The 14382-nt window shown below is 31.0% G+C and carries 10 protein-coding genes and 1 other annotated feature; all 10 genes read right to left on the bottom strand.

Annotated elements, in window-relative coordinates; all coding sequences use genetic code 4:
• The 10 genes from hpt to STIUS_RS00170 all read right to left on the bottom strand — a co-directional run bounded on the left by hpt (position 1) and on the right by STIUS_RS00170 (position 14172).
• Positions 1–588 (bottom strand): hypoxanthine phosphoribosyltransferase, encoded by a 588-nt coding sequence (gene hpt / locus STIUS_RS00215; protein WP_162649259.1) that lies wholly within the window; start codon positions 586–588, stop codon positions 1–3.
• Between the two features lie 87 nt (positions 589–675).
• Positions 676–4413, bottom strand: coding sequence for a DNA-directed RNA polymerase subunit beta' (rpoC, locus tag STIUS_RS00210; RefSeq protein WP_162649258.1), 3738 nt, complete (start codon positions 4411–4413; stop codon positions 676–678).
• A gap of 18 nt (positions 4414–4431) precedes the next feature.
• A complete protein-coding gene (locus STIUS_RS00205) occupies positions 4432–8253 on the bottom strand; it encodes a DNA-directed RNA polymerase subunit beta (RefSeq protein ID WP_162649257.1) in 3822 nt (1273 codons plus the stop codon).
• Positions 8254–8347: 94 nt separating this feature from the next.
• Positions 8348–8713: a 50S ribosomal protein L7/L12 gene (gene rplL, locus STIUS_RS00200; protein WP_162649256.1), complete on the bottom strand. Its 366-nt coding sequence runs from the start codon at positions 8711–8713 to the stop codon at positions 8348–8350.
• 107 nt (positions 8714–8820) lie between these two features.
• Positions 8821–9318: a 50S ribosomal protein L10 gene (gene rplJ / locus STIUS_RS00195; protein WP_162649255.1), complete on the bottom strand. Its 498-nt coding sequence runs from the start codon at positions 9316–9318 to the stop codon at positions 8821–8823.
• 34 nt (positions 9319–9352) lie between these two features.
• Positions 9353–9493 (bottom strand) — a sequence feature (ribosomal protein L10 leader region).
• 43 nt (positions 9494–9536) lie between these two features.
• Complete coding sequence (locus STIUS_RS00190) at positions 9537–9815, bottom strand: hypothetical protein (protein ID WP_162649254.1); 279 nt, start codon at positions 9813–9815, stop codon at positions 9537–9539.
• 15 nt (positions 9816–9830) lie between these two features.
• On the bottom strand, positions 9831–11276 hold the full coding sequence (locus tag STIUS_RS00185) for an MATE family efflux transporter (protein WP_162649253.1): 1446 nt from the start codon (positions 11274–11276) through the stop codon (positions 9831–9833).
• 61 nt (positions 11277–11337) lie between these two features.
• Positions 11338–12027 (bottom strand): 50S ribosomal protein L1, encoded by a 690-nt coding sequence (gene rplA, locus STIUS_RS00180; protein WP_162649252.1) that lies wholly within the window; start codon positions 12025–12027, stop codon positions 11338–11340.
• Positions 12027–12458 carry a 50S ribosomal protein L11 gene (gene rplK / locus STIUS_RS00175; protein WP_203234704.1) on the bottom strand — a complete coding sequence of 144 codons (432 nt, stop codon included), beginning with the start codon at positions 12456–12458 and terminating at the stop codon, positions 12027–12029. The genes rplA and rplK overlap by 1 nt, the downstream gene beginning before the upstream one ends.
• 154 nt (positions 12459–12612) lie before the next feature.
• Positions 12613–14172 carry an APC family permease gene (locus STIUS_RS00170; RefSeq protein WP_162649251.1) on the bottom strand — a complete coding sequence of 520 codons (1560 nt, stop codon included), beginning with the start codon at positions 14170–14172 and terminating at the stop codon, positions 12613–12615.
• Between the last annotated feature and the right edge of the window lie 210 nt (positions 14173–14382).

The raw sequence follows: 14382 nt of genomic DNA, 5'->3' as shown, positions 1-14382 counted from the left end.
TTACTCCTCTTTGCTTCAATCATATTTATTGAATTTTTCTATATCAACAGATATAAGCGCTGGTAGATTTCTAAATTTTTGAGCATAGTCTAATCCATATCCCACAACAAATTCATTTGAAATTTTAAATCCAACTCAGTCAACATTAACTGCTATTTGTCTTCTTTCTTCTTTATCGAACATTGTCACTATTTTGATTGACTTTGCTCCTCTATTTTTTAAATGCCTACTTATGAATTCCAAAGTATATCCTGAATCAATGATGTCTTCAACAATTAAAACGTCTTTATTTTCTATGTTCTGGTTTATATCTAATAAAATTTGTGGTGTAGTTGATGACTTGTCACTGTTACCATAACTTGCAACAACCATATATTCAGTAGTTACACCAACAGACATATACTTCATTAAATTAGCCATAAAAGGAACACATCCTTTTAATAAACCAAGCATTACTATATTATTTATATTTTTTTTGTGATAAGAATCTGATATTGTTTTAGCCAGTTCTATACATTTATTGTCCAGTTGAGATTCAGTAAACATTACCTCTTTCATTACTGGGTGCAATACGATATTTTTTTCCATTTTTTGTCCCATTACTAATTTACTATACTTTTGCTTTAATATTTATAAAAATTTAAAATAAAAAAATCCCAAATGGGATTTTAATTATTATTCTACTTCGTTAACTTGAATGTTTATAACTTCATCTTTTAAAGGTATTAAACCTGTTCCTGCTGGAATCAAGTTACCCAACATAATGTTTTCTTTCAGACCTTCCAATTTGTCAACTTTTCCACGAATAACTGCTTTAGTTAACACTTTGGCTGTATCTTGGAATGATGCTGATGATAAGAATGAATCTGATTCAAGTGGAGCTTTTTTAATACCAAATACTTTTGGTTTTGCATTAGGGGGTTTAATACCCTTAATGATTGCTGCCTTAACTTCTGCTTTGAATGTATTAACAGATACTATCTCACCAGGTAATAATTTTGTACCACCGGCGTCTGTAATCTGAACTTTTGATAAGATTTGTTTTGTAATAATTTCGATATATTTATCTGAAATCTCAATACCTTGTAAGCGGTAAACTTTTTGTACTTCTTTTAAGATATAGTTTTGAACAGCATTAACTGTTGAAACTTCAAGAAGATCTTTAATATATATTGCACCCTCTGTTAGTTTTTGACCAGCCACAACTGTGTCACCTTTGGCAACACGCAGGATTGCTCCATATTGTGATTTGTGTTCTTTAATATCATTTTTAGATTTAACAACAATTGTAAATATTCCATCTTCAGATTCAATATCTGTAACAGTACCTTCTAGTTTTGAAATAACTGCTGCTGCACCTTTTGGTTTTGTAACGTCAAATAATTCTTTAATACGAGGAAGACCTTGAGTAATATCTGCTTCACCAGCAACCCCTCCTGTATGGAAAGTACGCATAGTTAGCTGAGTACCTGGTTCACCAATTGATTGAGCTGCAATAACTCCAACTGGTTCACCAATTGTAACAAGTTCTCCTGTCGCAAGGTTTAGACCATAACACATTTGACAAACACCACGTTTAGCGTCACATGTTAATACTGATCTAATTTGAGCAGTTTTTACACCTGCATCAACTATTTCTCTAGCTTTAGTTACATCAATGATGTTGTTTGCTTCTATTAAAACTTTTGAACCCGCTTTAATATCTTCGTGGGCATAACGTCCAACAAGTCTATCAAATAGAGGAACAATAATACTATTGTTTTTTGTATCAACAATATTTTTAACTGTAAATCCTTTTTTCGCGTGACAGTTATCAACTGTAACAACAACTTCTTGAGATACGTCAACAAGTCTACGTGTTAGGTAACCTGAATCGGCAGTTTTCAGCGCAATATCGGCCATACCTTTACGAGCCCCATGAGTTGAAATAAAGAACTCAGAAACTGTTAGTCCTTCACGGAATGAAGATTTAATTGGTATTTCTTTAATATCACCTTTAGGGTCATTCATCAATCCACGCATACCTACTAACTGTGTAAAGTTAGATACGTTACCACGAGCACCTGAATCAGCCATCACAAAGATTGGATTTTTAAGATCTTCACGTAAAACGTTACTTAAATCTTTTTGAATTACATCTTTAACTTTTGATCAAACATCAATTACACGACGTTTTTTCTCACGACGTGTCAACATTCCTAGAGAATAGTATTCTGTAATTTCTGCAACTTTTTTGTCAGCAATTTTAAATGCTTCGAATTTTTTGTCATACACAACTGCATCTCCAGCAGAGATTGTTGTACCTGATAATGTTGAGAATTTGAATCCTTGATCTTTCATGTTGTCTAACATCACTGAAGTTAATTCAGATCCATTTTCATTGAAGTATCTTAAAATGATTGCTGATAATTCTTTTTTCTTAATTTGTTGTTGAACTTCATATTTTTTAGAAATATATTCTGAAATGTTTGTTTCTTCAGAAACTAAGAATTTTTTAACTTCTTCTTCTGCACCATTAATGTTTCCATTTGAGATGTATGGGAATTTGTTTCCAAAAATTGAAATGTTGAAAATTAATTTTCCTACTGATGAAATTAAATATTTATTTTTATCTGCTTCATCTCAAACTTTGTTTGATAGTTCACTAACTGGGAATCCTACGATTGCGTGTAATGAAACTACTTTGTTTTCATATGCGTTTAATAATTCAGTATATGAACCAAATAACATACCTTCACCCTCAGAACCTTTTTCTTCAGTTGTAAGGAAGTAGTTACCTAAAATCATATCTTGAGTTGGAGTAACGATTGGCTTACCATCTTTTGGTCCAAGAATTGCTTTTGATCCCAACATTAATTCACGTGCTTCTCTTACTGCCATTTTTGAAATAGGTAAGTGTACAGCCATTTGGTCACCGTCAAAGTCGGCGTTAAAAGCAGTTGTAACTAATGGGTGAATACGTAAAGCTTTCCCTTTAACAATTGTTGGTTCGAATGCTTGAATACCAAGTCTGTGTAGAGTTGGAGCACGGTTAAGCATAACAGGTCTTTCTTTAACAGCTTCTTCTAAAACTTCTCAGATTCTTGGATCATTTTGTTGTATTAATTTTTCCGCCACTTTTACGTTTTCAGCGTAACCTTTTAATTGTAATAAATTAATTACAAATGGTTTGAATAATACAATAGCCATATCACGAGGAATTCCAGCTTGGTGCATTTTTAAGTCAGGCCCAACAGCAATAACTGAACGACCTGAGTAGTCAACACGTTTACCTAAAAGGTTTTGACGGAAACGACCTTGTTTACCTTTAAGGATTGATGTTAGAGATTTTAAAGGTCTCTTATCTTTACCAGTAACCGGTCTTGGTTTTCTTTCATTATCTAATAGAGCATCAACTGCTTCTTGTAACATACGTTTTTCATTGTTAACAATAATTCCTGGAGCACCCATTTCTTTAACTTTTTTTAGACGTTCATTTCTAATAATGATTCTTCTATATAAGTCATTGATTTCTGATGTTGTAAATCTTCCACCGTCCAATTGGATAATTGGTCTAATATCTGGAGGTATTACTGGAATTACACGTAAGATCATTCACTCTGGTTTTGTATTTGACTCATGTAATGAGAAAAGAGTTTCAAGTCTTTTTAATAATTTAGTTTGTTCTGTAATTAATGAAGTATCAGCAATTTTTGCACGTAATTCAGTAATTTCTTTTTCTAAATCAATTTTTTTCAATAGTTCTTCAATAGCTATTGCTCCTATACCAAATTTAATATCAGTATGTTTTGCAATAAATTCTGAAGCTTCATCCATTGAAAATGGAATTCCAGGTGTTCTTAAAATGTCTAATAATCTTAAACATTTTTTGTGTTGGAATTTTCCTTCTTCTAATTTAGTTTCAATACTTTCTAAAATTTTAATTAATTTTTCACGTGTTTTACCTGAATTAGCTGTACTTAAGTCTAGTACTTGTTTTTCTTTTAGAAAATCAGTACCACCAGCATCAAGAACAATGTGATTAACAAAGTAAACAACTTCTTCAACTTCTTTTGTTTTTAAATCAAGAATTGTTGCAAGTCTTGATGGGTTAATTTTTAACATTCAAATATGTGTAACTGGTTCTTCTAACTCAATGTGCCCCATTCTTTCACGACGCACAATTGCTTCAGTAATTTCAACACCACAACGTTCACAAATTTTTCCTTTATTTTTTACTTTTTTATATCTTCCACATGAACACTCATAGTTTTTAGTAGGTCCAAAAATTCTTTCATCAAATAATCCATTTTTCTCTGTTTTAAGTGATTTATAGTTAATTGTTTCTGGTTTAGTTACTTCACCACGAGATCAACTTCTGATTACATCAGGAGAGGCTAGCTCAATTTTTATGCTTTTTTTTCTGTCATCCATTTTAATCTATCCTCCTTCTTATATCTCAAGTGATTCATCAATATCACTATAATCTTCTGGTAAGTCGTCTTCAACTATTGAGTATTTTGTCTCAATAATATCTACATTATCAAATTCAGTTTCAATTGATTGTTCATCATATGCATTAATATTCATTTTTTCACCTGTTTTATCATCGAACATAAACATGTCAAACCCTAGTCCCATAATCTCTTTTGTTAGAACATTAAATGATTCTGGAATTCCTGGTTTTGGTATAGGTCTATTTCTTACAATAGCTTCATATGTTTTTGTACGTCCAATAATATCATCAGATTTAATTGTTAATATTTCTTGTAAAGTATGTGCTGCTCCATAAGCTTCTAAAGCTCAAACTTCCATCTCACCAAATCTTTGACCACCATTTTGTGCTTTACCACCTAATGGTTGTTGAGTAATTAATGAGTATGGACCAACGTTACGTGCATGCAGTTTATCGTCAACCATGTGAGATAGTTTCAACATGTACATTACACCAACTGAAATAGGCTTATCAAATTTTTCACCTGTACGACCGTCAATTAGTGGAACTTTTCCATAATCTGACATACCTGCTTCTTTCATAATTGCGTTAAGATCTGCATCTTTAACTCCTTCAAAAACTGGAGTTGAAATTTTGATTCCTAATTTTTTAGCTGCCATTCCTAAGTGTAATTCTAAGATTTGACCAATGTTCATACGTGAAGGAATACCTTGGGGGTTAAGCATAATGTCAACAGGTGTTCCATCTTCTAAGTGTGGCATATCTTCTAGCGGTAGCACTTTAGAGATAACCCCTTTGTTACCGTGGCGACCTGCCATTTTGTCACCTTCTTGAATTTTACGTTTTTGAACAATGTAAATTTTAATAATTTCTAATACATCTGAAGGTAATTCAAACCCATCAGCTTTTGAAAATCTCTTAACTGATTGAATAATTCCTTCTCCACCATTTGGTACTCGCAATGAATTATCTTTTACGTTTTTTAGTTTTTCACCAAAAATAGCATGTAACAATTTATCTTCTGGTGATAATTGTTGTTGCATTTTTGGAGTAACTTTACCAACCATAATGTCTCCTGGTTTAACTTCACTACCAACTGCGATAATTCCATCTTCATCAAGATTCTTTTTAGCTAATTCTGAAACGTTAGGAACTTCACGAGTAATTTCTTCAGGTCCTTGTTTTGTTTGTCTTCTTTCTATTGTATATTCGTCAATATGAATTGAAGTAAATACATCTTCTTTAACAACTCTTTCTGAAACAATAATAGCATCTTCATAGTTGTAACCATTTCAAGTTGTGAAGGCAACAACAACATTTTGCCCAAGAGCTAATTCACCTTTGTCAATTGAAGGACCATCGGCAATAACTTCATTCAACTCAATTTTTTGTCCAGTTTTTACAATTGGAGCATGAGTAATTGAAGTACCACTATTTGATCTTACATATGATGAAAGATTGTAAGTTTTAATTCCATCCTTACCTTCAATATCAATTCTTCTTGCATCTACATAAGTAACTGTTCCTGCTTCTAAAGAAACAAGTGAGTTTCCTGAGTCACGAGCAATTTCATGTTCAACACCAGTTCCAACAATTGGTGAATCTGGGTTAATTAAAGGCACTGCTTGACGTTGCATGTTGGCACCCATAAGCGCACGGTTAGCATCGTCATTTTCTAAGAATGGAATACATGATGTAGCGATTGAAACAATTTGTTTTGGAGAAACATCTATGTAATCAACTTGTAAAGGAGTGACAATTGCATCATCACCACGGTGACGTGCTACTAGGAATTCATCTAAAATTTTTCCATTATCATCTTTTGAAACATTTGCTTGAGCAACAAAGAATTGTTGTTCTTGATCAGCTGTTAAATATTCATAATCTTTTTCTTGGATTACACCTTTGATAACTTTTCTATATGGAGTTTCAATAAATCCATATTCATTAATTTTTGCGTAAACTGAAAGGTTATTAATCAATCCAATATTTGGTCCCTCAGGAGTTTCAATTGGACAAATTCTACCATAGTGAGAAGTATGAACGTCACGCACTTCAAGCGCTGCACGATCACGGCTTAATCCACCTGGCCCTAGAGCAGTTAATCTACGTTTATTTGTTAACTCAGCTAGTGGGTTGGTTTGATCCATAAATTGAGATAATTGAGATAAGTTAAAGAACTCTCCGATTACAGCTGTTAATGGTTTGTTATTAATAATATTTCCTGGTTTAACTTTATATAGGTTTGATGTAGAAATTTTTTCTTTAACATTTTTATCTATACGAACTAATCCAATTCTGAATTGGTTTTGTAATAATTCACCTATAGTTCTTACACGTCTGTTTCCCAAGTGATCAATATCATCAATATCACCAATATCGTGAACTAATCCAATTGCATATGACATTGTTGCTAAGATAGCAGGCACTGATAAAATAGTAGCTGATTTATCTGTAGTTTCAGGAATACCAATCATTACAATTGTTTCATTCATATTTGAGTCAGTAAACACTTTCACAGATTGAATTTTGTTTTTTGTTGACTGTAACTCAGGGTGGAATTTAATAGTTTTTTGCATAGCACCATTATTCAATGCTTCCACCACACTTGCTAAGTTTTCTTTTGTAATTTCTGTTTCTTTAGCAAGTACTACTTTGCCATCAACATCAATTAAGTCTTCAGCTAAAATTCTTCCTCTTAACCTTCTTTGTAAAGCAAGTTTTTGTTCAAGTTTAAATACACCTGTTTTTGTAAGATCATATTTTCTTCTTTCAAATAACAGAGAGTATATATATTTTGAAGCACCATCAGATGTTGCTGTTTCACCTTGTCTAATTTTTTTATAAATATCTTGAACTGCATTAGCTCAATCAGTTGTAACATCTCCTGAAATTAAATCAGTATTGTATGTATCAACTAAAATTGGATCTCTATCAAATAACTCAAGAACATATTCATTTGGCATACCCAATGAAGTTAATAAGTTTGTTGCTGTAGTAACACGAGATTTATCAATTTTTACATTGAATATTCTTTCAGCTTTTTTAATTTTTGATGAAGATTTTGGATCAATCTTAAATTCTAATCATGTCCCCATTGATGGAATGATATTTGCTTGATAAATAAATTCACCATTTTTTCTTTCAATTTCTTTTTTGAAGTATGAACCTGGAGATCTAACTAATTGAGAAACAATAACTTTTTCACTTCCGTTAATTACGAAAGTTCCACGTCTTGTCATTAATGGGAAATCACCGAAAAATACATCAGCAGTTCTTGTAATGTCCACGTTTGCATGGATGAATTCTTCGCTTTCTCCTGTAATTTCAACTTGAATTAAATCATTAGTTGTGTTTTCTTTTGTTTTACCCTTAATTCCGTAAAAATATAAATTTTCTTTTTGGTCCTTAAAAGTAACAGAAGTTGTAGATTCTGATCTTTCTTCTAATCAAGATTTCAATGCTGTTTTTTTATCACCTGAAATCATTTCTTTTTCAATTTCAACATTTTCCATTCTAATTGCTATTGATAGATTTGCATAGATTGGAGCTTCAAAGATTTTACCCTCTGCTTTAGCACGGGCCTCGTCCATTCTAGCTTCTCTAAATTCTCAACTATTTAAACTCAAAATAACATTTCCGTCATTAGATACTATTGGGAAGATTTCGTTGAAAACCTCATCAATACCATCTTGTTTGAATCATTTAAATGTTTCTGTTTGTAGCTCTATTAAGTTAGGAATTTCTAGGTTACCAGAAACTTTAGTATAGTCTCTGCGTTCAACTAGGTTGTTTATTTTTTTATTTCTGTATTTCATTTTAAATGCCCCTTATGAATTAATTAATTTTTATATCTAACATAGTCCAAAAATCATCCCCGAGGGATGTTTAATTTGGACTGAATATAAGAAATTATTTTAATTCAACAGTTGCACCTGCGTCCATTAATTGTTTTTTGATAGCTTCACCATCTTCTGGTTTTACTTTTTCTTTAATTGCTACTGGTAATGTACCGTCTACTAATTTTTTAGCGTCCATTAATCCTAATCCTGTTAATTCTTTAACGATTTTGATTACTGAAACTTTATTTCCACCTGGTGATGTTAACATAACGTTTACTTCTGTTGGTCCTGATGCAGCTTCTGCTACTGGTGCAGCTGATCCTACTGATGCTATAACTCCGAAGTGATCTTCGATACCTTTTACTAATTCATTTAATTCTTTCATTGTCATTGTTTCTAATGTACTAATTATGTCTGCCATTTTAACTACTGCCATATATTTATTTCCTTTTTTTCCTTATTTTAAATTTAATTTTGTTTGTTAAATTTCTTTTGATTATCAATTCTTGGTTTGTGCTATTAATACCGTTGAATTTTTATTTCTTATTCAGTTTTTGTATTTGCTACTGCTTCAATTGCTGCCATTGTTTTTCTCAATGGATACAATAATGAAGAAGCAAACATTGAGTATAGTTCTTCTTTTGAAGGTAGTGCAGCAACTTCTTTGATACCTACTGTATCTTTTACTTCACCATCAACAATACCTGCAACTAATTCAAGTTTTTTATATTTCTTTTTGAAGTTTGCAACTAATTTAGCTGCTGCTATGTTTTCTTCTGAGAAGATGTAAACATTTTGTTCAACTAAGAATTCGTCAAGACCTTTAATCTTTAGATCTTTAAGAGCTCTTTCAACAAGTGTACCTTTATAAACTTTAACTATAGCATTTTGCTTTTTAGCTTCAATTCTAAGTGCACTCATTTGAGCAACAGTCATAGTTTTGTAGTTTGCAACTACAAACCCTGCTGAATTTTTGATTCTATCAGCAATTTCTTTTATGACTTGCGCTTTTTTAGCATGAGCTGGTCTTTTTCCTGTCATTTCGTCTCCTTTATATAATGTTTGTTTTGTATTTATAATCAAAAGAAAATCTCGGTCGTCGACCGAGATTAAATAAAAATAAAACTAATTTTCTTAGTTGTTATTTTATCGTCATCCTCGGTAACAAATTAAGGGTTGCCCCTGTTACTTTCTTTGGTATGAATAGCAATATAATAATATTACATATATCAATTAAATACAACAAAAATCTTAAAGTTTTATTTTTCATCTATTTTGCATCAAGGATGTGTAGCCATCATGTTTTCATCAGCATCTGTACCACCCAAATGTTTAGGTTTAATGAAACTCTTATTTCAAGCCAATTCATGTGCCAATTTACTTTCTTCAAAAACAAAAACTTCTTTGTGCATTGTTTTACTACATAGATAACAAACCTTATGCATTGTGTCACAAGCTTCAGTTCCACACGTACATTGTTTTGCATTTCATCATGCTGTGAATTTCTTATTTTCACTTTTGTTTTTACTTTTTGACATTTCGTTATTTCCTTATTATATTTGTTTAATGTGTTTAAATCATTTTTTTGAAAACCATCTTTTTGTATATATTATAGACCTTGACATAGGATCTAACATTACACATAGATTAATTAAAATAACCCCTAATCCGAAATTACCTTTTACAGTTAAATTTATAATTCATGGTAAGGCTAACATTCCTATAACCATTGTGAAAATTGAAATAATTAATGGAGTTCATAAATCCCCAACTGATCAAAGTGATCTTAGTAAGGTCAAGTTAACCGTATCAAATAAACATTTTATAAACACAATTGCATACATGTAAAATCCATATTTAACTACATAACTATGATCACGTTTATATACATAAACTAATAGTCAATATATAGCAATAAACACAATTGTTGATAAAATTAGTTGTCCATAGATTGCAATTCTTCAACCATCAATTCCAGCTCGAAAAGCTCCTTCTCTATCATTCATTCCAATTTTCTTAGCAACTAAAATAGAAGTTACTGTTCCTGAAGCTTGCAAGAATACTGTTGCAAATTCATTAATGGTTAAAATTGTTGAATGAATCATATACAGTTTATTCAACTCTATATCTCCATTTGGTAGATAACTGGAATCTAAATTAGTAATTGCAGCATTAGTACCAAAGTTACAAAATTTTCATAATGCAATTTCTAATGTTATTGGTATTCCGATTTTGACAATATTTGAAACCAATCTCTTATCTATGCTATCTTTAAAACTGTATTTTTTCATATCAATTAACTTATGCGCAATTATATATGCATAAATCATTTGAAATAAGGCAGCAATTGGTATTCCAAGTGAGGCTCATATAGGTCTATTCTTAAATACAAATAATACAACTGAAACATAAATAACATCTAGTACACTGGCAAGTACAGCTCCTATTGCAATATGCTTTTGCTTCTTGATTGCTTGTAAACCTGAAATATAAACTTGTGCAACAGACATGATTAATAATTGACTGGCCATTAATCTAAAATAAGAGCTAGCAAACTCAAGTTGATTATAAACAACACCGTGAACTTCTTGAGTTAAATCTGCATCTTTAACCGCAAGTAAACTTAGAATTTGTGGGGCAAAGATTTCAACAAACAATAATACAGTCATCGTAACTGCAACATTAACAAGTAAGCCGTTTTTAATAACCTTACCAAGTTCGTTTTCACGCCCTTGTCCTGTAAAGTTACTTCCTACAACAAGAGCACCAGAAGCCACTAATGAGGGTATGAATTGAATTGTAGTAAATAGAATAGTTGCCTTAACTATTAGACTTTGAAACTCTTCTCCCGCATACAATACAAAAACAAACATATTAACTTGTGCTATTACTGCAGCAAAAAATAACTGAAAGAATATGTGCCCAGTCATGCTTATTATTTCTTGTCAGTTATTTGGAAAGAATACCTTTCTCAATTCAAATTTATTTTGCTTTTCCATATAAATATTTTATTTTAATTAATTAAATAAAGAATAAAAAAGTTGCCTTGTGACAACTTTATTAGTTTTGATCAAATGCTACTTTTATTCCAGGTCCCATTGTTGATGAGATTGAAATATTTTGAATGTAAGCACCCTTAACCGCAACTGGTTTTGCTCTTTTAATTACATCAAAAAGTGCGTTGAAGTTTTTAGTAATATCTTCATTTGAAAATGAAACCTTACCTAAAATTGAGTGAATGTTACCTTCTTTATCTGTACGGTATTCAACTTTACCTTTTTTAATTTCATTAATTGCGTTAGCAACGTTTGGTGTAACTGTTCCAGTTTTAGGGTTAGGCATTAAACCTTTTGGTCCTAAAAGTTTACCAATTTTACCAAGTTGAGCCATAACTTCAGGAGTAGCTACAATAACATCGAATTCGAATCAATTTTCTTTTGAGATTCTATCAATCATCTCTTCACCACCAACAAAGTCTGCTCCAGCTGCTTTAGCTTCTGCTTCCTTTGTTTTTGTAATAACTAAAACCTTTTGTGATTTTCCTGTTCCACCTGGTAATACCATAGCCCCACGAATTTGTTGATCAGCATGTCTTGGGTCAACATTTAAGTTGAACGCAACATCAATTGTTCCATCAAATTTAGTAATTGATGTTTGTTTTACTAAACTAATAGCTTCTGATAATGAGTATTGTTTTTGAGAGTCAAATTTAGCTTTTGCTGCTTTTAATTTTTTAGATGTGTATGCCATTATGCTTTACCTACCTTTGGTTCATATCCTAATTTAACACCCATATTTTTACATGTACCCTCGATAATACGCATTGCAGCATCGATACTATCTGTATTTAAGTCAACCAATTTATACTCAGCAATTGCTCTAACTTGTTCTTCAGAAATTGTTGCTACAGTTTCTGTACCTGATTTTGAAGCACCTTTTTTAATATTAAGTGCTTGTTTAATTTTAAAAGCTGCAGGTGCAGTTTTTAATTCAAAGTCGAATGATTTGTCATCATACGCTGTAATGATAACTGGAACTACTTCTCCAGCTCTTTCTTTTGTTGCATCGTTAAATGCTTTTGTGAATTGAGGCATGTTAATTCCAAGTGACGCTAATTCAGCACCTGGTTTCGCTTGCATTGCCATAAATTCTAATTTCGCTATACGTTTTACTTTTGCCACGATAAACCTCCATTGTTTATTGCTGTGATCCAAACGGCGGTAACTCTTTAAGGTCGTTACCTACCTTTCACAATTCTTTAACCTAGAATAAATAATATCATATTTCCTAAATAAAAAAATAGTCCTAAGACTATAATGATTTAATAAATTAATGTTATGTGGTTTCTTCAATTAATGCGTGTTGTTGTTTTTCTTCAGCACTAATCACTCGATAAATATTATTCTCATATTTTTCAAATTCAATTAGTTCTTCACTAGATAATTTATCAATAGCTTTTTTATTATAAACAAAATGCAAAATCAAACATAAAGTTAAAATACTAATAAAAGTAACTATTTGAATAACAGATGAATAAATCTTTTGAATATTAGCATTCTTGTCAAAGAATACACCAAATACATCTTTACAATAGTTTCCAAGAACAAACAAAAGTAACATCACAACAATTGCTCAAATAATATATTCTACAATTCGTACTTTTATGTTCTTTTTAATTCCATGGAATATTGCAGCTGAAACTACTAATCCATACATCAAGACAAAGAACAATGATGTAATTTGGACAATTGAGGTGAAATCAAATGGCGATGGTTTACCAGTAGCACCCTGAATAATATCTGGAATTACTAAGAATACAAATGAAAAGGCTAAGTTTAAAATTAATAAACCAACTAAGCAATATCTTGCAATGTTTTTATCGTTTAAAGTTCCCAGTTTTTTTGGTAAATATTTTTGAGCAACCAAAGGTTCTGTTGCGTTAGATCCGTAAAAAGCAATTTGAGTTAATGAATTAAAACGGTTTATTATCATGTAAAACAAAATAATTGGAATTCCAAAACCGATTGCCAAGTTTTTATCAATACGCTTGAATATCTCCATATTTGGTGTTCCACCAAATTCAGATACTAATGAAAATAAAATTAATAGTGAAAACGTAATAAAGAATACGGCTGATAGAATAATTGAAATAAAAATTATCTTTGGAAGATTTTTATCACGATTTTTAATTGCACGACCAGTATTGATAAATGTCTCAAACCCACCAAAACTAAAAAATAATGCTAAGAATGCTACCTGAAATGAACTATAGTTAATTTCAGATTTAATAGGTCCTCTTTCACTATAACTACCACCAAAAATTATAATTAATGCACCAATTGCAATTAATGCAGTAATAAATCAAGATAAGTAAGCTATTAAAGTTGACACTTTTTTCAGTTTATTAACACCATTAAATGCTACAAGTGCAGCACATGTTGCTAATATAATTCCAAAAACATCATAAAATAATGTTGATCAATTATTCAAAAAATTAAAGATATATTTATCACCAATTGTTGTTTCAATAAATGATTGTCTTATAGATACAATCATTGACATGAATAATAGTGATATTACAAATATAGAACATGCACTATAAATAAGTCCTGCAAATTTTCCAAATGCTGTTCTTACATATTGTGCACCACCACCATTTGCTGTAGGGTGAATTTTTAGCAATTTAATAAATGCTCAAGCAGTCGCTAAAACAACTACTGCTAAAAGAGCGATAATTCAAATAATATGGAATCCAATGTGATTTCCACTATTATTTTCGCCCTCACCATTGAAGGCACCAAAGTTCATAATGAATGTTATACCAGCAATCATGCTAAATAACATTCAAACACCATTTCAAACACCAATTTGATTTGATTCTTTTTTTGTCTTCATTTTATTTATCTCCTATCAATTTATTATATATATATTTGTGTACTAATTATAAGTTTTATACTTTGTATTATTTTATTTTTTAACTCTTTAATCTTAACTTGTTGAAGCGAATTACGCTCCTATTTTTACAATTAATTTTAATTCAAATTAGCATATAAAACACAGCCATTTTCCCTAAAACTTTTATATAAAAAAGTAACAGAACTGTTA

The organism is Spiroplasma sp. TIUS-1 (assembly GCF_010365785.1).
Classification (GTDB): domain Bacteria; phylum Bacillota_I; class Bacilli_A; order Mycoplasmatales; family Mycoplasmataceae; genus TIUS-1.
The sequence above is the reverse complement of the archived record's forward strand: the minus strand, read 5'-3'. Positions and strand labels throughout refer to the sequence as shown.